The following is a 21,755-nucleotide window of genomic DNA, read 5'->3' as shown; positions in this document are numbered from 1 at the left end:
CGTTCCTTCCTCAGGGGATGGCGCGGACGGCGGTCAGCGCGGCGCGGGCCGTGCGGGTGCCCAGCAGCTCGGGGATCGAGGTGGTGCCGGTCAGATAGGCGTCGACCCCGCGCCACACCGGCGGAACGGCGGTCAGCGCGGTGTGCAGGAAGCCGGGATGCCGGGTGAAGATGTCCATGACCTGCCGGGAGGCGCGCATCTCCGCACCGAGCGTGCGGTGGATCGCGGCCCCGTACCCGTCGCGTGCCTCCGCCAGGTCCGCGTCGGTCTCGGCCCGCGCGACCCGCACCGCGGCCTCGCCGGAGCGCACCCCGGATCGCAGCGCGAAGGAGATCCCCTCCCGTGACCACGGGTCGCACAGCCCGGCGGCGTCCCCGGCGACCAGGACCCGGTGCCGCGCGAGCGGCGAGTCGACGGCACGACACCGCGTCAGGTGCCCGGTGTCGTGCACGGGAGTGACGTGGTCGAGCCGGTGGCGGGCGAGGAACTCACGCAGGTAGGACTTCGTCGCCTCGCCCCGCCCCCTGGCGGCCACCACGCCGGCCGTGCAGATGTCGCCCTTCGGGAACACCCAGCCGAACGAGCCAGGCAGCGGCCCCCACTCCAGCAGCATCCGGCCCCGCCACCGCGACGCCGTCCACCGGTCGACCGGCACCTCGACCTCGAGGGCCAGATCCACCTGCTCGCACCGCACACCGAGGTGCCTGCCGACCCGGCTCGCGCTCCCGTCGGCCCCGACGAGCACGCGCGTGCGCAGCACACCGTCACCGGTGCGCACGGCGACCGCGCCGTCCTCGTCCTCGACCGCCAGCACCGGCGTCCGGTCCCGCACCGTGGCGCCCGCCTCGGCCGCCGCGGTGGTCAACGCGGCGTCGAGCTCGTCACGGAACACCATCCGGCACCGCGCCGCGCCCGTGGAGCTCATCGTGCGCTCCCACCGGCCCCGCAGGCCGAACGTGACCGCCTCGATCTCGTCGTGGACCGTGACCTTCAGGTTCGCCGGCAGGAACCGCTGCGAACACCCGATCAGCCCGCCGCCGCAGGTCTTGTAGCGCGGGATCTCGGCGCGTTCGAGCAACAGCACCCGGCACCCCGCCTCGGCGGCCACCCGCGCCGCACTCGCCCCGCACGGACCTGCGCCGACGACCACGACGTCCCACAAGTTTCCCACCATCTCCCGAAATTCCGGTGTCCACTTCGTACAACGAAGCTAACCGCCGGTACGCGGACGAGGTGAGACCGGAAGCCGAGGTTCAGCCACCGGATTCGGAGAACCACTCACCTCCATGATCGTCGTGACCGCCAGTGAGCGAACCAGGAACCCGTTCGGGCCGCACTACCCGTTCCGGCGCGCCCGAACCGGTTCGTCGGAGTGAACCGCCGGAGGCGGACGGCACGTACCCTGATAGCCACGACGAGGTGAACGACGATCCGCCGCCACCCGCGCCGGTCACGACCTGCGCGCTCTGCCGCGGTCCGTCGGGTTCGCCGGACGGATTCCTCGGGTGCGTTCCGGGCGAGCACATATGTCGCGACCTACGACGCAATCATCGCGCCGACCGTGGAGCCCAGTGTGGACGATCCGGTCCGGCGGACGCACGTGGGCGGAGCGCTGCGCTCGGCCGGGACGGAACTGTGTTTTCTCATCGCCGGGTACGCGCGGATGGCGGGCTTTCCCCTTCGGGTCGACCTCGGTGTGCTGGGTGCGATCACCCGGGTCCACGACGACCTGCTCGACGATGTCGGCGGCGACGAGTCGGACCGGCGGCTCGCGGACCTGTTCCGTGGTGGAGACCTCCATCCGGCCGGCGCGCCTCCGCGGCGTCGTCGGACGAACTGTACTCGTCGCGGCGCGACCAGGGGTTGGCCACGAGCAGCTGGGCGACGGTTGGAAGTGCCGTCGGCTTTCGGTCGCTCCGATCGGTGGGCCATCGTCGCAGGACAGGTCATGTCCATTCCGGATCCGGGCTTGTTGGTATACCAGTATTCGTGCATACTGGCCCTATGCAGGACGGACTGTCGATCAAGCCGCAGCGGGTGGTGAGCCTGACCGACCGCGTGTTCGAGGCGTTGGAGGACGCCATCGTGCGGTGTGAGCTGAAGCCCGGCGAGGTGGTCACCGACCGCACGCTGAGCGCCCGGCTCGACGTGAGCCGGACCCCGGTGCGCGAGGCGTTGCAGCGGCTCGCCGCGTCGGGACTGGTCACGCCGCGCGACCGGGGCACCGGGTGGGAGATCGCCGGGTTCGACGAGCACGACCTGCGCGAGCTGTTCGAACTGCGCAAGGCGCTCGAGCCGATGGGCCTGCGTCAGCTGTTCGCCGGGGACGACGCCGACTCCGTGCGTGAGCTGGCCGGTTTCTTCGACGGCTTCGACGACCCGATCGAGGTCGCCGACTACCCAAGGTACTTCCAGCGCGACAACGAGTTCCACAAGAAAATCGTGGCCTGCACCGGGAACAGCAGGGTGATCGGCTTCTACGGCATCGTCGAGCGGCAGATCGACCGGGGCAGGCACTTCCTCTCGACCGGCTACAAAGGACGGATCGAGGAGAACCTCGCCGAGCACAAGGCGGTGGCCGCCGCGATCGGCAGGCGCGACGTCGACGGCGCTATCGACGCACTCGTCCACCACCTCCAGCGGGGCGAGGAACTGATGGTCGAACACATCAAGGCCGAGCGCGCGGCGGGCCGCTTCGCGTCCGACGTCGGGTAGGCCATAAGTCCATAAAGGACAAAACTCATACGAAACCGGGCCGGACACGTGTCGGCCGGGTACCCCCTGCCCGTCGAGAGTTGAGGAGCTCCGATGAACAGCTCAGTGCTGCGCGAACGCTCGTCGTCGCGGAGGTTCGACTACGAGCTGCCGACCAGGATCGTCGGCGGTGCGGGCGCGATCGCCGGGCTCGCCGCCGAACTCGACCGCTACGACGTGACCAACCCGATCCTCGTGACCGACGCGGGTCTGCGGACCGCCGGGATCGTCGACACAGTCCTCGCCACGCTCCCGGGCGGCGCGTCCACCGTGGTGTTCGACGGAATCGTGTCCGACCCGACCACCACCTCGGTGGACCTGGCGGCCGAGGCGATCCGCGCCGGCAGGCACGACGTGGTGGTCGCGCTGGGCGGCGGCAGTGTGCTCGACGCGGCCAAGGCGGCCGCGGCCACCGCCACCGCGGGACGCCCGGTGCTCGACCTCGTCGGACCCGACAAGGTGGACAGTCAGCCGGTGCCGGTGATCGCGATCCCCACCACGGCCGGCACCGGCAGCGAGGTCACCCGGTTCTGCGTGCTCAGCGACCCGGAAAGCCGCCGCAAGGTGAGCATCGCCTCCCTGCGGGTCATGCCGACCCTGGCCGTCCTCGACCCCGAGCTGACCGTCGGACTGCCGCCCGCGATCACCGCGGCCACCGGCTTCGACGCGCTCGGCCACGCCATCGAGTCCTACGGCAGCGTGTGGAACAACCCCATCTCCGAAGGGCACGCACGACATGCGGTGACCCTGATCGGCACCCACCTGCGCGCCGCCGTCACCGACCCGGCCGACCTCGACGCCAGGATGGGCATGCTCGCGGCGAGCTGCATCGCCGAGCTCGCGGCCAACTACACCAGGCTGGGCCTCGCCCACGCGCTCGCCGTGCCACTCGGCGCCGCGCACGGTATCCCGCACGGCGTCGCGGTCGCGCACATGCTGCCCGAGATGTGCGCGTTCAACGAGGAGGTCGAGCCCGCCCGGCACGCCGAGCTGGCCCGGTGCCTCGCCCCCGGCTCGACCCGCCTGTCCGACGCGGTCCGCACGCTGCGCGCCGACGTCGGGCTCACCACCCGGCTGCGGGACTGGCAGGTCGGCGAGCACGACTTCGCGCCGATCGTGGAGATCGCGCTCGGCAGCGACAACACCCGCGCCAACCCCAGGATCGCGACCGCCGCCGAGCTGACCGACCTGCTGCGGGCGGCGGCGTGAGCGCCGACCCCACCTCCGTCCGCCTGCCCGCGCCGGACCTGGTCGCCTACGCCGTCGCCATCCTGCGCGCGGCCGGCCTCGCCGAGCGCGCGGCGCGGCTCGTCGCCGAGAACCTGGTCGACGCCGACCGGCACGGCGTCGCGTCGCACGGGTTGATCCGGCTGCCCATCTACGTACGGCGGGTCCGCGAGGGCATGGTGGACCCGCTCGCCGACCCGGTCGTGCGCACCGAAGGCGCACGCGCCACAGTGGACGGTCGGAACGCGATGGGCGCCTACGTGGCGACCGCCGGGATGGACGCCGCGTGCGCGCTGGCCGACGAGTACGGCATCGGCAGCGCCACGGCCCACCACAGCAACCACTGCGGCACCATGGCCTTCTACGCGCGCCGCGCCGCCCGCGACGGCTACCTGGCCGTGGCCATGTCCAACGCGCCGGTCACCATGACCTACCACGGCGGGCGCACCCGCGCGGTCGGCACGAACCCGGTGGCCATCGCGGTGCCGCGACCCGGCGGCGAGCCGGTGGTGCTCGACATCGCCTCCAGCGCGGTGGCCCGAGGCAAGATCATTCTCGCCGACAGCAGGAACGAGCCGATCCCGCTCGGCTGGGGCGTCGACACCGAGGGTCGGCCGACCACCGTCGCCGCCGAAGCGCTCGACGGCGCGGTGCTGCCCTTCGCCGGCCCCAAGGGCTCCGGGCTGGCGCTCGTGATCGACCTGCTCTGCGGGGTGCTCGCCGGTGGGGCGTCCGGTCCGGACATCGGCGACATGTACCTGCACTGGGACCGCCCGCAGAACGTCGGACACGCGTTCTTCGCCTCGCGGTTCACCGACCGAATCGACCGTCACGGTCAGGCGCTCGAACAGTTCCTCGGGTGGGTCGGCGAGCTGCCGACCGCGGAGGGCTTCGACGCCGTGTCGCTCCCCGGCCAACCCGAGGAACGCGCGGCACGCCTGGCGGACCGGCACGGCGTGCCGATCAGCACGTCGACCTGGTCCTCACTCGCGGCGCTCGCCGCCGACCTCGGCGTCGCGACGCCCGCTCCCTAGCTCTGCCCCCGGTAAGGAACGACGATGTTCAGGAAACGGCAAGCCATACCAGCCGTCCTGCTCGCCACGGCGGTACTCGCCGCCTCGGCGTGCGGGACGGCGGACGGGAACACCCCGACGACCCTCGTCCTCGGCCACGCCTGGTCGGCCACCGACGCCAACGCGGTCGCCGTGCAGGACTTCGCCGACGAGATCGCCGAGGCCAGCGACGGCTCGCTGCGCGTCGAGGTCTACCCCAGCGGACAGCTCGGCGACGACGCGGAGGCGCTGGAAGGACTCGGGCTCGGCACCGTCGACATGTGGGTCGGCGGGTCCGGCGTCTACAGCCAGATGACCCCGGTGGGCCAGTTCCTGGTCCTGCCCTACCTCTTCGACGACATCGACGAGGCGATGGACGTCTACACCGGTGACCTCGGCGAGCGGGTGGCCGACCGGATCACCGCCGACACCGGCACCAGGGTCGTCTCGTGGTGGCCACGCGGGGCCCGGCACCTGACCCTCAACGAGCGCGCGACCACCCCGGCCGACATCGCCGGCCTGCGCATCCGCGTGCCGGAGAACCCGATGATCCTGCGCACCTGGGCGGAGCTCGGCGCGAGCCCGACCCCGATGGCCTTCGGTGACGTGCTGACCGCGCTGGAGCAGGGCGCGCTGGAGGGACAGGAGAACCCGCTCACCACGATCGACTCCGCCGGCCTGTCCGTGGCGCAGTCCACGCTGATCCTCACCGGGCACGTGATCGAGCCGACCGCGGTGTCCATCGGCGACGACGCGTGGGACCGGCTGACCGGCGAGCAGCGCGACATCCTCACCACCGCCGCGTCCGGCGCGGTGCGGACCGGGCTGCTCGACTACGTGCGGTCGCAGGAGAAGCTGCTGGTGGACAAGCTCGCCGAGGACGGCATGACCGTCGTCGAACCCGACCGCCAGGCGTTCCGCGAACGCACCGCCAGCCTCGCCGCCGAGGCCGGCCCGGTCGTCGAGGACCTCTACCGGCGGGTGGTGTCCCGATGAGCGACGAGAAGCAGACGCCCCGCGGAGGTTTCGAGGACGACGAGGCGACCTTCACCGGCTGGGTGAACCGCACGCTCGGCACCTTCGTGGCCGCCGCGCTCGGTGGCATCACCCTCGTCCTGCTGCTGCAGGTGCTGATGCGCTACGCCTTCCGCAGCCCGTTCGTGTGGGCCGACGAGGTCACCCGGATCCTCATGGTGTGGCTGACCTTCGTCGGCGCCGCGCTGGCCTACCGGACCCGTAGCCACATCGGCATCACCACCGTGCTCGACGCCGTGCGCAGGCGCGGCGGGCACCGGCGGGCCGCGGTGATGAACGTCGTCATCCAGGCGGTCGTGGTGGTCAGCTGCGCGGCCCTGCTGATCGGCGGCGTGATCGTGCTCGTCGCCACCGCGGGGCACCTGACCCCGGCGCTGGAGCTGCCGATGGCCGTGCTGTTCCTGCCCGCGCCGCTCTCCGGCGCCATCGTGCTCGCCAGTGCCGTCGCCGAGTGGTTCGGCCGGTCCGGTGCGGAGAGGAGTGCTTCGTGACCAGCGGAATCCTGCTCCTCGTCGTCCTGTTCGCCATGATCCTGCTCGGCGTCCCGGTCGCCTACGCGTTCCTCGGTGCCGGGCTCGTGTTCGTGTTCTTCGCCCTGGACGTGCCGTCCGCCGCGTTGCTCGCGCAGACGACCACGGCGGGCGCGGACTCGATCCCGCTGACCGCGATCCCGCTGTTCCTGCTCGCGGGGTCCCTGATGAACGCGGGCGGCATCACCCGGCGACTGATCGACTTCGCGTCGCTGCTGTTCGGCCGGATGCCCGGTGGGCTCGGCGTGGTGAACATCGGCACGAACGTGCTCTTCTCCGGCATCTCCGGGTCGGCGGCGGCCGAGGCCTCGGCGATCGGCAAGGCGATGATCCCCGGCATGACCGCGCAGGGCTACCCCCGGTCGTTCAGCGCGGCGCTCACCTCGACCGCGTCGATCCTCGGCCCGATCATCCCGCCGTCCATCCCGCTGGTGGTCTACGCGATCGCGGCGAACCAGAAGATCAAGCCGCTGCTCGTGGCCGGCATCCTGCCCGGCCTGCTGCTCGCCCTGGTCCTCGCCGGCATGGTCGTGGTGCTCGCGATCCGGCGGAAGTACCCGAAGCAGGACAGGGTGCCCGCCCGCGCGGCGCTGCTCGCGGTGCGCGACTCGATCGCCGCCCTGCTCATGCCGGTCATCATCATCGCGGGCATCATGACCGGCTGGTTCACCGCGACCGAGTCGGCGGCCGTCGCCGTGCTCTACGCGCTCGTGGTGTCCACCGTGTTCTACCGGGAGCTGAACCTGCGCAGGCTGCCGGCGGTGTTCGCGGGCGCCGCGCTGAACTCGGCGGTGATCCTGTTCATCGTCGCGGCGGCGGCCGTGCTCGGGCAGGTGTTCGTGCGGACCGGCTTCCCCACCGCGCTCACCGCGACGCTGGGCGACCTCGGTCCGGTGGCGTTCCTGATCCTGGTCAACGTGATCCTGCTGGTGTTCGGCATGTTCCTGGAGAGCAACGCGGCGATCATCATCTTCACCCCGCTGCTGCTGCCCACCGCAATGGCACTGGGCATCGATCCTGTCCACTTCGGCGTCGTCCTGGTGTTCAACCTGATGGTCGGGCTGGTCACCCCGCCGATCGGCATCTCGCTGTTCATCGCGTCGAGCATCGCCCGGCTCCCGGCGATGACCGTCGCCAGGGCCAACCTGCCGTTCCTCACGGCCGCGCTGGTGGCGCTCGTGGTGATCACCTTCTGGCCGCAACTGAGCCTCGTGCTCACCTGACCCCTCGACGAAGGAGGACAACGCATGTCGGAGTGCGTGCTCTACTCCCGGCCGCGCACGGCCGTGCCGGACGACCAGGTCGCAGCGCTGGGGAGGTTCCCCACCGCCGCCATCTCGGACGGCCAGGGCCGGGTCGGCGGCGCACCGGGACTGCGGCCGATCAGCAAGGTGCCGACCCTGCTCGGCACCGCGCTCACCGTGCACACCCGGCCGGGCGACAACCTGGCCGTGCACCTGGCCCTCGACGTCGCGCAGCCGGGGGAGATCCTGGTGATCGCCGGCGGCGGCGACCGGGAGCGCGCGTTGATCGGCGGCCTCGCCTGCCACTACGCGGTCAAGCGCGGGCTCGGTGGCATCGTGCTCGACGGCGCGGCGCGTGACCTCGACGAGCTGTCCGAGCTGGAGCTGCCGATCTTCGTGCTGGACGTGTCGCACCAGGGCCCCTACAAGGACGGGCCGGGTGCGATCGGCGGGCACGTCTCGATCCGGGGCACCAGTGTGGACACCGGCGACGTCGTGGTCGGCGACCGGGACGGCGTGGTGTTCGTTCCCCGCGGCGAGGTGGCGCGGGCGATCGAGGGCGCGGCGGCCATCGAAGCCAACGAGAAGCGCTCCATGGCCGCCATCGCCGCCGACACCTGGCAGCGGCCGTGGGTCGACGCGATCACCGTCCGGCACGTCGAGCGAGAGGACTCCTGACATGACCGACCTGACCGACCTGACCACGAGCACCGGCTTCCTCGATCTCCTGCCGACCGCCGGCGGCGGACCCGCACTGCTCATCGGCGGCGAGGCGGTGGTCACCGGCGCCACCACCGAGGTGACCGACCCGGCCACCGGCGCGGTGGTGGCCGCCGTACCGGACGCCGGCCCGGCCGAGGTGGACGCGGCGGTCGCGGCCGCCACCGCCGCCGGTCCGGCCTGGGCTGGCACGTCCGGCCGGCAGCGCGGGTCCGTGCTGCTGCGCTGGGCGGCGCTGCTGCGGGAGCACAAGGAACGCCTCGCGGCGCTCGCCACCGCCGAGATGGGCAAGCCGATCGGCGAGTCCCGGGGCGAGGTCGAACGGGCCGCCGCCGAGATCGAGTACTCGGCCGGCGACGCCCCGCGCATGTCCGGCCAGACCATTCCCGGCGACCAGCCCGGCTCGCTGGTGGTGACCGAGCGGGTGCCGGTCGGGGTGGTGGCCGCGATCACCCCGTGGAACTTCCCGATCGTCGCACCGGTCCGCAAGATCGCGCCCGCGCTCGCCGCGGGGGACACGGTGGTGGTCAAGCCGGCGGGGGAGTCCCCGCTGTCCGCGCTCGCCGTGGTCGCGCTGCTGATCGAGGCGGGCGTGCCCGCCGGCACGGTGAACGTGGTGTGCGGCAGCGGATCCGTGGTCGGCGCCGCGCTCGTGGCGCACCCCGGCGTCCGGGGCGTGAGCTTCACCGGGTCGACGTCGGTCGGCCGGGGAATCGCCGAGCTGGCCGGCCGGAACCTCACCCCGGTGCAGTTGGAGCTCGGCGGCAAGAACGCCGCCTACGTGCACAGCGCCGACGACCTGGGCGCGGTGGCCGGGGACATCGTGTCGGCCGCCATGCAGTGCAGCGGGCAGCGGTGCACGGCGATCAGCCGGGTCGTCGTCGAGGACGCGGTCGCCGACGAGCTGGTCGCCGCGCTGGTGTCCAGAGTGGACGCGCTGACCGTCGGTCCCGGCACCGATCCGGGCACCGCCGTCGGCCCGCTGGTGAGCGACCGCCAACGCGACATCGTCGCCGACTACGTGCGACGGGGGATCGAGGAGGGCGCGGTCCGGGTCAGCGCGGACCGTCCGGTGCCCGCCGACGGCCCGTACCACGTGCCGGTGGTGCTCGACCGGGTCACGCCGGACATGGTGGTGGCCCAGGAGGAGATCTTCGGGCCCGTCCTGTCGGTGCTCCGGGTCAGCGGCGTCGAGCAGGCCGTCGCGGTGGTCAACGACAGCGAGTACGCGCTGGCCGCGTCGGTGTTCAGCACGGACCTCGAGGTCGCGCTGACCTTCCTGCGCGGGGCGGACACCGGCATGGTGCACGTCAACCACGGCACCGCCAGCGAACCGCACGTGCCGTTCGGCGGGATCGGCGGCAGCGGCATGGGCGCGTTCTCCAACGGCGACACGGCCAAGGAGTTCTACACCAGGACCAAGGTCGGCTACCTCCGTCCGGCGGCGCCCCGATGAACGGACCGGTCGTCGTGACCACCACCCTGCCCGACCCGGTGCTGGACCGGCTGCGAACGGCCGGCCCGGTGTGGACCCCGCCGGACCCGGGCCCGCTCGACCGAGGCGCGCTGCTCACCTCGGTACCCGGCGCGGCGGCGATCGTGGCGACGCTCAACGACCGGATCGACGCCGAGGTCGCCGACGCGGCCGGTCCCGGCCTGCGGGTGGTGGCGAACGTGGCCGTCGGCTTCGACAACCTCGACGTTCCGGCGCTGCGTGCCCGGGGCGTCGAGGTGACCAACACCCCCGGCGTGCTCACCGACGCCACCGCCGACCTGACGTTCGGCCTGCTGCTCGCGGTGACCCGCAGGCTGGGGGAGGGGGAGCGGCTGCTGCGTGCGCGGACGCCGTGGTCCTTCCAACTCGGGTTCATGCTCGGCTCCGGTCTGCAGGGCAAGACCCTCGGCATCGTCGGCCTCGGCCAGATCGGCCGCGCGGTGGCCCGGCGCGCGCTCGCCTTCGGGATGCGTGTGGTCTACACCGGACGGAATCCCGCACCGGCTCCGGTCGAGCGGGAGCTGTCGGCCACCCGGCTGCCGCTGGCCGACCTGCTGGCCACCGCCGACGTCGTGTCCCTGCACTGCCCGCTCACCGAAGGAACCCGCCACCTCATCGACGCGGACGCCCTGGCCACGATGAAGCCGACCGCGTTCCTGGTCAACACCACCCGCGGCCCGGTCGTGGACGAGGCGGCGCTGGCGACCGCGCTGGCCGACGGGGTCATCGCCGGAGCGGCGCTCGACGTCTTCGAGCACGAACCGGACGTGCACCCCGGCCTGCTGGAGCGGGACAACGTGGCGCTGGCCCCCCACCTCGGCTCGGCCACCACCGAGACCCGCACCGCCATGGCGATGCGGGCCGCGGAGAACGTGTGCGCGGTGCTCGCCGGTGCGGCCCCGCTCACCCCGGTACCGATCAGGTGACCGTGCCGGGCTGGGTGGAGAGGAGGGTTTGGACCCAGCCTCGGGTGTCGACGGTGGTGGATCCCTTCATGTCGTTGGCGTTTGATGAACACCGGTGGGTCGAATCGCAGATCGGTCTTGTTGGATCTGATGTCCACTCGGTACAGCCGCCCGTTCGGGGCGATGACCACGACGGTGTTGAAGTTCAGCGTGGCCATCGCCACCGGCACGAACCCGAGCGTGCCGGTCGAGGTGACCGTGCGCTGGGTCCGATCCCCATCGCTCACGTCGACGGCCCGAGTATGTCAACCGGCCGTCGTCCAGCACCGTACACCGAGGCGATCCCGGTCGGTTCGTCGACGATCTTGTCGTAGCGGATGCCACGGTAGGTCGTCATCTCCGACCAGGAGTTGATGTTGTGGTTGGTCTTCTGGCCGTGGGTGTTCTCGGAGTGGACCCAGGCGCCGTCGGTGTGGTCGTTCGGGTTGACCCACTTCTCGAATCCATGTGGCCGCTCTTGAGCAGGGCGTCGCCGGGCAGCAGGTCGTGCAGGCTGTCGAGCCAGGACTTGTGCGAGTAGGAGTGGAAGTCGCCGGTGTTGAGGTCCCAGCCGTCCGACTTCTTCGCAGGTGCCAGGCCATCGCGACGAAGCCGGAGCGGTCGGGGCGGTACCGGTGGCCGTCGGCCTGGTCCTGGCAGGCCCGCGCGACTAGCATCGGATCTTGGAAGCAGCCCGGTTCTGTCATGGCAACCCTTTCCGGAACGAAAAATTCGATTAATTCCGTGAAGGGCAAAAAAGAAAGCCCGGCGATTTTCGCCGGGCTTTCATCGCCGTGAACGAGTTCTTAGCACGGAATATCACGCAGAATTGCGCCAATGTTCGCTTGTCATCGGCGCCCCACGACCGGGTTGTACAGCTCGCCGACCCCGGGAATCACACAGCCCGCGACGTCGCCCGGCTCGATCCGGACCGCCCCCGGCGTGCCCGTCGACAGGATGTCGCCAGGGAACAGGGGCATGACCTGGCTGTGGAAGCTCACCAGCTCCGCCGGCGGGAACATCATGTTCGCCGTCGTGTTGGCGCGGTGGAGGTTCCCGTTGACCAGGGTGCGGACCTCGACCTCCAGGATGTCGCCCACGTCGGCGGTCGGGGTGATCAGCGGGCCGAACGAGAAGAAGCCGGGGAAGTTCTTCGACCTCGTCAGATAACGCGGGTTCCTGGCCAGGATGTCCTCCGCGGTCTGGTCGAGGACCGTGGTCACGCCCCAGACGTGGTCCAGCGCGTCCTCGACGCTCGCGTCCCGGCACAGCGAACCGATCACCAGGCCCAGCTCTGCCTCCGCGGTCACCCGTTCGCTCTGCCACGGCAGCGGAATCGGGTCACCGGGACCGATGACCGTGTGGTCGCCCTTGATGAACGACGCCGGCTCCTCGCTCGGCGCGACCTCCGACAGGTCCGTGGCGTGCTCGCGGTAGTTCAGGCCGATACCCCAGATCATCCGAGGGCGGGGGATCGGCGCGGTGAACACCGTCGCGCCCACCTCGGTGAACGCCGACTCCGGGGCGGCGGCCGTCAGCTCCGCCAGCTCGGCCGCGCCGAACCGCTCGATCACGTCCCGGGCGTCGGCGAACGTGCCCGGCGCCAGGTCGGCCACCGCCGTCAGCCCGCGCGGGCTCACCACCACCGCGCGGGTGCCGCGGGTGTCGTCGGTCCGGGCGGTGCCCAGCTGGATCTTCAGGTCAGTAGCCGGCAACGAGGCCTCCGTCGCATCGCAGTTGTTCTCCGGTGATGTAGGACGCGGGGTTCCCGCAGAGGAACGTGACCGCCGCGGCGAACTCCTCCGGCCGGCCGTAGCGGCCGACCGGGATCAGCGCCTGGGACCGCTCCCGCACGACGTCGACGTCGAGCCGCTGCCGATCCGCGGCCGCGCGGTCCAGGCTCGCGACCCGGTCGGTGTCGATCCGGCCGGGCAGCACCATGTTGACGGTCACCCCGTCGCCCGCGACCTCGCCGGCGAGGGTCTTCAGGTACCCCGCCAAGCCGCCGCGCAGGGTGTTCGACAGCGCCAGCCCGGGGATGGGGGCCTGCACCCCGCTGGACCCGATGCCCACGATCCGGCCCCAGCCGCGCGCCCGCATCCCGGGCAGCACGGCGTTCACCAGCTCGACCTGCCGCAGCAGCATCGACGTGAACGCGGCGGTCAACGCCTCCGCCGTCAGGTCCTCGGCCCTGCCGGGCGGCGGCCCGCCGGAGTTGAGCACCAGCACGTCCACCGGACCCAGCTCCCGCTCGGCGCTCGCGAGCGCGGCGCGCACCGAGTCCGCGTCGGTCAGGTCGGTCTCGATGCCGACCGCCTCCTCGTGCGCCGCCGCGGTCTCCCGCGCCAGCGCGGCGCGCCGGCCGCAGAACGCGACCCTGGCGCCCTCCCCGGCCAGCGCCTCGCCCACCGCGCGGCCGAGGCCGGAGGTGGAGCCGAGCACCAGCGCGGCGCGTCCGTTCAGTCCGAGGTCCATCAGGCCGTCTCCTCCGTGAGGTTGGCGAGGTGCATGTCCAGTACCGGCCGCAGGGCGTCCGGCATCGCCGGTGCGGGGGCGCGGACCTCCGACGAGGTGAAGATCCCCCGCAACCGCAACGCCTCCTTGCGCAGCGCGAGCCCGATCCCGGCCTGTGCCTCGAAGTTCGCGAGCGGCAGCCAGCGGGCGAACGCCGCCTCGGCCGCCGGCATGCCGCCGGTGTCCCACGCCCCGATCGCCGCGGCGAGGGCCTCCGGGCGGGAGAAGCCGGTCATCGCGCCCGCCGCGCCGACGGCCAGCTCGTCCAGCAGCCCCACCCCGCCAAGGCCGCCGAAGACCGGCACCGCCACGTGCGGGGCGATCGCGGCGATCGCGGCCGAGACGGGTGGCGACTCCGCCTTCACCGCGACGACGAACGGGCACGCGGCCACGACGTCGAGCAGCACCGGCGTCGGCACCGTGACCCCGCTGCTGACCGGGTAGTCCTGCAGGACGATGCCGGCGCCGGTGGCGTCGTGCACGGCACGCAGGTGCGCGGTCAGCACGTCCGCCTTCGGCGAGTTCGCCTGCACCATCAGCGCGGCCAGCCGCCCGCCGGCCGCGTCGACCGCCGTGCGGGCCTGCTCGACGACCGGCGCGGTGCGCAGCGCGGAGACCCCGGCCACGACCGGCAGCCCGCCCGCCGCCTCGACGACGGTGGCGACGACGTGGCGCTGCTCGGCCGAGTCGAGCGACGCCCCCTCGCCGAACACGCCCAGCGCGACGATCCCGGCGGCCGGGATCGACGTGAACAGCTCCACCTCGCGGCGCAGCGACGCGTCGTCAACGCGGCCGTCGAGGAACGGGGTCGCGAGGATCCCCCACAGGCCACGGTCGAGCGGTGTCGCCATCAGTACCCCTCCTCGGCGGTCGTCTCGGGGATGACCCCCGAACGGATCGTGGCGATCCGGGTCCGTTCCTTCTCGGCGCGGGTCCGCGCCCCGGCGAGCACGGCGTCCAGCTGCTCGTGCGGGACCACCGCGACGCCGTCGGTGTCGGCCACCACGACATCACCCGGGCGGACCCGCCGGCCCGCCAGGTCGAGCACGCCACCCAGCTCGCCCCGGTCGCGCTTCGCGGCGTGCCGCATCGCGACGCCCCGGCTGAACACGGGGAAGCCGGTCCGCTCGATCTCGTCGACGTCCCGGACGGTGCCGTCGATGACCAGCCCGGCCAGTCCACGCTGGACGGCGATCTCGGTCAGGATCTCACCCCAGTAGCCGACCCGCTCGCCGGCGCCGTCCACCACGAGCACCGAACCCGCGGGCGCCGCGCGGACCCCGAGCTGCACCGCGAGGTTGTCGCCGGGGGCGGCGCGGACGGTGAAGGCGGGCCCGGCCAGGCGGGCGCCGCGCCACACGGGCCGCAGCCCGGGATCAACCCAGCAGTCGAGGCCGGAACCCTCGTACACCGTGCTGGCGCCCAGCTCGAGCAGCTCGGTCGTGATACGTGCCGACAACATCGTTCCTTCCCGTGGAGAGATCATGACTGTGCGCGGGCGAGCGGGATGAGGTCGTCCCACTTGTCCTCGAGGTCGGCCCACAAACCGGCGACCTCGTCGGCCGGCCGGAACCCGAACACGTACCCGCCCGCTTCCATCTGGTCGACGAAGGCGGGATCCGCCAGGGCGGCCGCGCTCGCCGCCTCGATCGCCGACTCCAACCGGTCGGCGACGACCGGATCGAGCCCGGCCGGTGCGGACAGCACGTTGTAGGAGTCCCAGACGAGGTCGTAGCCGGCGTCGATGGCGGTCGGCACGTCCTCGTAGCCGGGGATCGGCTCGTCGTCCAGCGCGGCGAGGGCCCGCAGCTCACCGGTGGACAGCTGCGCCTCGAACGTGGGCACGGTGCCGAGCGAGAGGTCGACCTCGCCGCCGACGAGCGCGATCAGTTTCTCGCTGCCGCTGTCGAACGGCACGATCTTCAGGTCGGCGCCGATGGCATGCTCCAGTTCGAGCGCGGCGATGTGGTCGTCGCCGGTCAGCCCGTCCACCCCGACGGTCAGCTCGCCGGGGCGCTCCTTCGCCGACCGCACGAGGTCGGCCATCGTCCGCCACCCGCCGTCGCCCGCGACGGTCAGCATGCCCCGGAAGCGGTTGACGCCGGCCAGGGGGGTGAAGCTCGACCGGTCGTAGGAGGCGACCTTGTCCGGGTTGAGGTAGGCCAAAGTGGACGGCAGGTTCGTCAGGCCGATGGTGTACCCGTCGGCGGGGGCGATCGACAGCTGGGTGATCGCCACCTGGCCGCCGGCGCCCACCCGGTTCTCCACGATCACCTCGACGCCCAGCTCCTCGGCGAGGAACGGGGCCAGCGCCCGCACCAGCAGGTCCGACGAGCCGCCCGCGGTGAACGGCAACAGGATCGTCACCGGCTGGTCCCGCGGGAAGTCGGCCGGGTCGCCGTAGCCGACGGTGCTGCCCCGCAGCGCGGCACACCCGCCGCAGGTCAGCACGACGGCGAGCACCAACGCGACGATCCGCCTCATCGCGGCTCCTTCTGTCGTTCGGTCGTCTCCGGCGCGGCCGGACGGGCCCGCCGCACCGTGCGCAGCACCGCCGGGGCCAGCACCGCCACCACGGCCAGCGCGAGCAGCGTGGCCGAGAACGGGCTGCCGACCAGAGTGGTGACGTCGCCGTCGGACAGCAGCAACGCGCGGGACAGGTTGGACTCGAGAATCGGCCCGAGCACCATGGTCAGCGCGATCGGCGCCAACGGGATGTCGAGCTTGCGCAGGCAGTACCCCAGTACTCCGGCGCCGACCAGTACGAGGATGTTGGCCGCGGTGCCGGTGACCACGTAGCAGCCCAGCACCATCAGCCCGACCACGATCGGGAACAGCACCGGGAACGGGATGCGCAGGATCAGCAGCCACACTCGGATCAGCGGGATGTTCAGCACCAGCAGGATCACGTTGCCCACCAGCAGGCTGGCGATGATCGCCCACGCGATGTCCGGGTGGTCGCGGAACAGCAGCGGTCCCGGGGTGAGGCCGTGCACGACGAACGCGCCCATCATGATCGCCATCGTCACCGAGGACGGGATGCCGAGGGTGAACATCGGCACCATCGTGGCGATGCCGAGCGAGTTGTTGGCCGACTCCGGACCGGCTACCCCTTCCACCGCACCGGAGCCGAACTCCTTGCGGTGCCGTTTGGACAGTCGCTGCTCCAGCACGTACGAGCTGAACGTGGCGGCCGTGCCCGGCGACCCGGGCAGCAGGCCGACGAAGAAGCCGATGACGCTGCCGCGCAGGGACGGCCCGGCCGAGCGCCGCCAGTCCTCGCGGGTCGGCGCGATCCGCCCCAGTTCGGCGACCCGCCCGCCGGTCACCCGTTTCTCCAGCCCCACCAGCATCTCGGAGAGGCCGAACAGTCCCATGACCACCGCGATCATGTCGAACCCGTCGAACAGCTCTGGCACGCCGCCGGTGAAGCGGGGCGTGCCGAGCACGGGGTCGAGCCCGACCAGTCCGATGACGAGCCCGATCACCGCGCAGGCCAGGCCCTTGACCAGGCTCCGGCCCGCGAGCCCGACGACGAGCGCCAGCCCGGCCACCGCGACGGCGAAGTAGTCCCGCGCGCCGAGTGACAGCGCGGCGGTGGCGAGCGGAGCGGCCAGGACCATCCCGATGATGCCGATGGTCGCGCCGACGAACGACCCGGCGGCGGCGATCACCAGCGCCACGCCGCCGCGCCCCTGTCTCGCCATCGGGTAACCGTCCAGTGTGGTCGCCACCGAGGACGGCTCACCGGGGACGTTCATCAGCACGGCGGTGATCGTGCCGCCGTACATGCCGCCGTACAGGATGGCCGCGATCATGATGATCCCCGGCACCGGGCCGACCACGTAGGTCACCGGCAGGAGCAGGGCCATCGCGGCGGGCGGGCCGAAGCCGGGCAGGATCCCGACGACCATGCCCATCAGGCAGCCCGCCAGTGCGAAGAGGAGGTTGCCCGGTTGCAGGACGGCGCCGAGGCCGTCGAGCAGCTGTGCGAAGGTATCCACGGTGATATCCCTCTTGGTGGCGGGTCAGAGCAGGAAGACCAGGAACGGCCGGAGCACGCCGAGCGGCAGCTGGATGCCGAGGAGCGTGGTGACCAGCAGGAACGAGGTCACGGCGAACAGCACCCCGGTCACCACCGCGGTCCGGACGGTGGCCGCGGCGAGCAGGGCCAGCGCGGCGACCGCGGCCGCGATCGTCAGTGGGTAGCCGAGCGTCATCAGCGCGAAGGCCGCGGCGGTCACGACGGCCAGCGCGGCCACGACCCGCACGAGCGTCGGCCGGTCCGGCGGTCCCTCGGAAACCCCCGTGACGTCCGGCGCGCGGACCAGCGTCGTGCCGAACCACACGAGTCCGAGTACCAGCAGCAGACCGGCGACCAGCCGGGGGAAGAACCCCGGCCCCGGCTGCCCGCCGACCTGGAACGCGTAGGACAGGGAGGCCAAGAGCAGCCACGCCGAGAACGCGGTGAGCACGCCCGCGCCGAGGAGGTTGGCCAGGCGGAACCCCCGTGGACTCCACCGGGCCGGCTCGTCGAGGTGCTCCGCCGACTCCATCGCCGCGCGGATCGACTCGACCGCGCCCGGACCGTCAGGCACCGTGGGACGGCTCATCGTCGCCCACCACCTTCGCGATGTCGTCGAGGAGCAGGAGCGTGTCCTCGACCCGGTCGGCGGCGAGGTGGTGCAGGGCGGCCTGCAGCGCGTAGGACAGCACGATCGGCACGACCTGCGACCGCTGGCTGTCCCTCGGCCCGCGCGGCGCGACGATCAGGTGGTCGGGCCGGGGCTGGTAGGACAGCCCGTCCTCGTCGGCGATCACCGCGGTGGTGGCGCGCACGCTGGCCGCGTACCCGTTGATCCGGTCCAGCCGGGGGGAGGGCAGGCGGTAGACGAAGGAGAGCACCAGGTCGTTCTGGCCGAGCGCGGTGAGGTGCTCGGCCAGCAGCCTGCCGCTCATCGGCAGCGAGACCACGGCGACGCCGAGCCTGCGCAGCCTGCGCTCGAGGATCTCCATCGTGGACCGCGCGTAGGGCGGCCCGAACAGGTAGGTGCGCCCGGCGGCGATGATCGCGCTCGCGAGCGCGTCGACCTGCTCCTGCGGGACCAGCCGGACGAGGCGCTGCAGGGCGGCCACCTCGTCGCTCACCAGCGACGCCAGCGTGTACGCGGTCTCGCCGCGGGACCGTGCCCGGTCGGCACTGGTGAGCGCGGCGAGGTCGCGGCGGGCGTCGTCCTCGGCGCTGCGGTTGAGGTCGTCGCGCAGCTGCCGGTAACCGCTGTAGCCGAGCTGGCGGGCCAGCCGGATCACCGTCGTCTCGTGCACTCCCAGGCGCTCGGCGACCTTGGCCGCCGACAGCTTGGCCATCTCGTGCGGGTCGGCGAGCAGCAGGTTGAGCGCGCGCCGGCTCGACTCCGACAACACGCCGTCCAACTGCCGAGCTACGTCCCGAAGGCTCATGGTGTCCGCCCCTTCGCGGTATCCTGCAACCCTGCGCAGGGCGACAGGTTAAGTGGGTGGTGCGCGCCACGTCAAGGAGCGCCGCCGCTCGTATTCCGCACGTGTGCCGGCCGTGTACCGGGCGCTGCCACGCTGCCGGCGGCCGCGGAGGAGCCACTGTGAAACTGTTGTCGCGCACCGTGTCGTGGGTGCTGCTGGTGAGCGTCGTTCCGGCGGCGATGCTGCTCGTCATGGGCGCGTTGGTCGCGTTCAACGTCTACGCGTTCACCGTCTCGCCGGTCACCGCGGTGAAGATCGCGATCGGCGTGGTGCCGACCGTGCTGGTGCTCGGCCGCGGCCTGTGGGTGTTGGCCGCGAAGATCGACACCCCGGTGCACGGCGTGCCGGTGCGCGAGCACGAGCAACCGGAGCTGTGGGCGCTGGTCCGCCGGTTCGCCGCCGCGGCCGGCACCGCACCGCCGGACGACATCCACCTGACCGCGGAGGCGAACGCCGGGGTCGTGGAGGACACCCGGCTGCTCGGGCTGATCTCCACCCGGCGACACCTGTTCATCGGCGCCCCGCTGCTCGCCGGGTTGAGCGCCGCCCAGTTCGCCGCGGTGCTGACCCACGAGCTCGCGCACTACAGCAACCGGGACACCCGGTTCGCCGGTGTCGCCTACCGCAGCCGGCGTGCCTTCGCGCACACCATGAACACGGTGAACCGGAACGACTACCTCCAGCGGGCACTGCACTTCCTGCTCCGGCACGCCGCCGCGCGGGCACTGCGCGCGTCCAGATCCCTGAGCAGGCGCCAGGAGATCGCGGCGGACCAGGCGGCGGCCGTCGCGGTCGGTTCGGCCGCCACCGTCGCGGCCTTCCGTGAGCTGGCGCCGATCGCCGGCTCGTGGGACGCGTTCCTGAACAACCACCTGGTCGCCGGCTGGGCCGCCGGCTACCTGCCGGCCGACCCGTTCGGCGGCTACGGCAGGCTGCGTGCCTCGCTGCACGACGAGCTGGCCAAACTGCGCGCCAACCCGCCGCACGAGGCGGACCCGGACGACACGCACCCGCCGATGAGCGAGCGGATCGCGGCCATCGACGCGCTGCGCGCCCCCGGCACGATGCGGGTTCCGGCCGGCAGCGCGCTCGGCCTGCTGCGCGACCCGCTGCCGCTGCTCGACGCCGCGCTCCTGGACGCCCTGGTGCCCGAGGCACGCACCAAGCGGCGCGTCGACTGGCCGACCCTGGTCCGCGTCGGCGGCATCGCCTCGCTGACCGAGCACACCGGCCAGGTGCTGGCCACCGCGGCCCGGCTGACCGGGCGACCGCCGTCCCCGCACACGCTGCTCGACGCGCTCGACGCCGGCCTGCTGACCGAGCTGTGTCCGACGGATCAGCCCGAGGCCCCCAGGGTTCGTCGCGAGCGAGCCAGGCTGATCGTCCGGGAAGGACTGTTCGGCGCGGTCGTCACGACCCTCACCGACGCGGGCGCCGTCGTGTGGCGGGAGTCGTGGCCGTCCGTCGGCGAGATGCGCCTGGACGAGCGGTACCGGGTTCCGCTGCCGGACCTGGTCGACGCGGCGGTCGCCGACCGGCCCGACACGGCCGGCCTGCGCGCACTACTGGACTCGGCGGGACGACCACACGGAAGGCAAGGACATCGTGGCACTGCTACTCGGAACGAGGACTCGCGTCCTGATGGCATTCCGCAAGGAGGCGAAGCGCCATGGCCTGTCGGTCAAGGCGTACATCGAGGGCGCGCCCCACGAGGACCTGATCGCGTTGATCCACCAGGTGGACCCCACGGTCAACCCGGCCGAGATGGTGCCCGGCCTACCCGACCTGCCGGCCGTTGACGTCACCCGGTGGGGGATGCCGCCCAAGAACGCGCTGAGCACCGACCTCAGCAGGCCGGTCCCGGTGATCGCCTCGGCGGTCGCCGCGGCGAGAGCCCGCGACTGGCGCCCGGCCGCCGAACTGCTCAACCGCTCCTACGGCGACTGGGCGATGCGCGCCGCCGCGGTGCACGCCCTCGGCGAGGCCGCCGCCGACGACGGCACCTGGCTCGAGGCGTGGCGCGCCCAGACCGGTGGCGACCGGCACCTGGCGGTCGTCGAGGCGCACGGGCTCTTCTGGCTGGCCTGGAAACTGCGCGGCAACAGGCCGGGCGAGCAGACGCGGGCCGACCAGCACGACGCGTTCAACCAGATGGTGCTGCGGTCCGAGGCGGCGGCGTTGAAGGCGACCGAGCTGGCGCCGGACGACCCGACCCCGTGGTGCACGCTGGTCACGCTCGCGCGTGGCCGGGGGTACGACAACAACGCGTTCGGCACGATCTGGCGTGAGCTGCAGGCCCGCGACCCGCTGCACCGCACCGGACACGAGTTCGCGCTGATGTACCTGTCACCGGACGGGCCCGGCTCGTACGACGCGTTGTTCGCCTTCGCCGAGCGGGCCGCCGCCGCGTCCCCGTCGCTCGCCTTCCTGGTCGTCCAGGCCGCGTACGACTACGAGGACTACAACGAGAAGATCTGGAAGGACCAGAGGGTCCACCGCGCGCTCGACGTGATCCAGCGCTGGCTGGCCACTCCGGCGGGCGGCGGTGGGGTGTACGCGAACAGCGACAAGCGCTGGGCGGCGTACGGCCTGGTGAGCGCCGACCGGGGCGCCGAGGCCGTGCCACTGTTCACCCAGCTGGGCACCGACGCGTCCGGCCGGCCTTGGGAGGACTTCGGCGACAACGCCGTCGACGTCTTCGACAGCTGCCGCAGGCGCGCCTGCACGGCCTGAACCCCGAC

The 21,755-nt window shown here is 72.3% G+C and carries 20 protein-coding genes; 11 read left to right on the top strand and 9 right to left on the bottom strand.

Going from position 1 to position 21,755, the window contains the following annotated elements; translation table 11 throughout:
* Positions 1–10 precede the first annotated feature (10 nt).
* A complete protein-coding gene (locus JT362_RS01830) occupies positions 11–1,174 on the bottom strand; it encodes a geranylgeranyl reductase family protein (protein ID WP_260189213.1) in 1,164 nt (387 codons plus the stop codon).
* Between the two features lie 830 nt (positions 1,175–2,004).
* Here JT362_RS01830 and JT362_RS01825 point away from each other — a divergent pair.
* The 9 genes from JT362_RS01825 to JT362_RS01785 all read left to right on the top strand — a co-directional run bounded on the left by JT362_RS01825 (position 2,005) and on the right by JT362_RS01785 (position 10,983).
* Positions 2,005–2,715, top strand: a complete 711-nt coding sequence (locus JT362_RS01825) for a GntR family transcriptional regulator (RefSeq protein ID WP_260189212.1) — start codon at positions 2,005–2,007, stop codon at positions 2,713–2,715.
* A 93-nt stretch (positions 2,716–2,808) separates the two neighbouring features.
* The gene (locus tag JT362_RS01820) at positions 2,809–3,963 is read left to right on the top strand and encodes an iron-containing alcohol dehydrogenase family protein (protein ID WP_260189211.1); all 1,155 of its coding nucleotides are present in this window, start codon (positions 2,809–2,811) and stop codon (positions 3,961–3,963) included.
* On the top strand, positions 3,960–5,015 hold the full coding sequence (locus JT362_RS01815; RefSeq protein WP_260189210.1) for an Ldh family oxidoreductase: 1,056 nt from the start codon (positions 3,960–3,962) through the stop codon (positions 5,013–5,015). The genes JT362_RS01820 and JT362_RS01815 overlap by 4 nt, the downstream gene beginning before the upstream one ends.
* Before the next feature lie 24 nt (positions 5,016–5,039).
* Positions 5,040–6,029: a TRAP transporter substrate-binding protein gene (locus JT362_RS01810; RefSeq protein ID WP_260189209.1), complete on the top strand. Its 990-nt coding sequence runs from the start codon at positions 5,040–5,042 to the stop codon at positions 6,027–6,029.
* Complete coding sequence (locus JT362_RS01805; protein ID WP_260189208.1) at positions 6,026–6,559, top strand: TRAP transporter small permease; 534 nt, start codon at positions 6,026–6,028, stop codon at positions 6,557–6,559. Before JT362_RS01810 ends, JT362_RS01805 begins: the two co-directional genes overlap by 4 nt.
* On the top strand, positions 6,556–7,821 hold the full coding sequence (locus JT362_RS01800) for a TRAP transporter large permease (protein WP_260189207.1): 1,266 nt from the start codon (positions 6,556–6,558) through the stop codon (positions 7,819–7,821). Before JT362_RS01805 ends, JT362_RS01800 begins: the two co-directional genes overlap by 4 nt.
* A gap of 24 nt (positions 7,822–7,845) precedes the next feature.
* Positions 7,846–8,520: an RraA family protein gene (locus tag JT362_RS01795; protein ID WP_260189206.1), complete on the top strand. Its 675-nt coding sequence runs from the start codon at positions 7,846–7,848 to the stop codon at positions 8,518–8,520.
* Between the two features lies 1 nt (position 8,521).
* Positions 8,522–10,018 carry an aldehyde dehydrogenase family protein gene (locus JT362_RS01790; RefSeq protein WP_260189205.1) on the top strand — a complete coding sequence of 499 codons (1,497 nt, stop codon included), beginning with the start codon at positions 8,522–8,524 and terminating at the stop codon, positions 10,016–10,018.
* Entirely contained in the window at positions 10,015–10,983 is a 969-nt protein-coding gene (locus JT362_RS01785; RefSeq protein ID WP_260189204.1) for a 2-hydroxyacid dehydrogenase, read from the top strand. The genes JT362_RS01790 and JT362_RS01785 overlap by 4 nt, the downstream gene beginning before the upstream one ends.
* 866 nt (positions 10,984–11,849) lie before the next feature.
* Here the strand turns inward: JT362_RS01785 and JT362_RS01780 are convergent.
* From JT362_RS01780 to JT362_RS01745, 8 genes are read right to left on the bottom strand one after another with little or no spacing between them, the layout of a single operon-like run.
* Positions 11,850–12,716, bottom strand: coding sequence for a fumarylacetoacetate hydrolase family protein (locus tag JT362_RS01780; protein ID WP_260189203.1), 867 nt, complete (start codon positions 12,714–12,716; stop codon positions 11,850–11,852).
* A complete protein-coding gene (locus JT362_RS01775; RefSeq protein WP_260189202.1) occupies positions 12,703–13,476 on the bottom strand; it encodes an SDR family oxidoreductase in 774 nt (257 codons plus the stop codon). The genes JT362_RS01780 and JT362_RS01775 overlap by 14 nt, the downstream gene beginning before the upstream one ends.
* Positions 13,476–14,366, bottom strand: a complete 891-nt coding sequence (locus tag JT362_RS01770) for a dihydrodipicolinate synthase family protein (protein WP_260189201.1) — start codon at positions 14,364–14,366, stop codon at positions 13,476–13,478. The genes JT362_RS01775 and JT362_RS01770 overlap by 1 nt, the downstream gene beginning before the upstream one ends.
* On the bottom strand, positions 14,366–14,977 hold the full coding sequence (locus JT362_RS01765; protein WP_260189200.1) for an RraA family protein: 612 nt from the start codon (positions 14,975–14,977) through the stop codon (positions 14,366–14,368). Before JT362_RS01765 ends, JT362_RS01770 begins: the two co-directional genes overlap by 1 nt.
* Positions 14,978–14,997: 20 nt before the next feature.
* Positions 14,998–15,999, bottom strand: a complete 1,002-nt coding sequence (locus JT362_RS01760) for a tripartite tricarboxylate transporter substrate binding protein (RefSeq protein WP_260189199.1) — start codon at positions 15,997–15,999, stop codon at positions 14,998–15,000.
* Complete coding sequence (locus tag JT362_RS01755) at positions 15,996–17,519, bottom strand: tripartite tricarboxylate transporter permease (RefSeq protein ID WP_260189198.1); 1,524 nt, start codon at positions 17,517–17,519, stop codon at positions 15,996–15,998. Before JT362_RS01755 ends, JT362_RS01760 begins: the two co-directional genes overlap by 4 nt.
* 24 nt (positions 17,520–17,543) lie before the next feature.
* On the bottom strand, positions 17,544–18,128 hold the full coding sequence (locus JT362_RS01750; RefSeq protein ID WP_260189197.1) for a tripartite tricarboxylate transporter TctB family protein: 585 nt from the start codon (positions 18,126–18,128) through the stop codon (positions 17,544–17,546).
* Positions 18,106–18,975: a MurR/RpiR family transcriptional regulator gene (locus tag JT362_RS01745; protein ID WP_260189196.1), complete on the bottom strand. Its 870-nt coding sequence runs from the start codon at positions 18,973–18,975 to the stop codon at positions 18,106–18,108. Before JT362_RS01745 ends, JT362_RS01750 begins: the two co-directional genes overlap by 23 nt.
* Positions 18,976–19,133: 158 nt before the next feature.
* Here JT362_RS01745 and JT362_RS01740 point away from each other — a divergent pair, with 158 nt between their 5' ends.
* Both JT362_RS01740 and JT362_RS01735 read left to right on the top strand, forming a co-directional pair.
* Entirely contained in the window at positions 19,134–20,813 is a 1,680-nt protein-coding gene (locus tag JT362_RS01740) for a M48 family metallopeptidase (protein ID WP_260189195.1), read from the top strand.
* On the top strand, positions 20,752–21,747 hold the full coding sequence (locus JT362_RS01735; RefSeq protein WP_260189194.1) for a DUF4034 domain-containing protein: 996 nt from the start codon (positions 20,752–20,754) through the stop codon (positions 21,745–21,747). Before JT362_RS01740 ends, JT362_RS01735 begins: the two co-directional genes overlap by 62 nt.
* The last annotated feature ends 8 nt before the right edge of the window (positions 21,748–21,755 follow it).

This window comes from Actinophytocola gossypii, from assembly GCF_025165815.1.
Taxonomy (GTDB): domain Bacteria; phylum Actinomycetota; class Actinomycetes; order Mycobacteriales; family Pseudonocardiaceae; genus Actinophytocola; species Actinophytocola gossypii.
The sequence above is the reverse complement of the archived record's forward strand: the minus strand, read 5'-3'. Positions and strand labels throughout refer to the sequence as shown.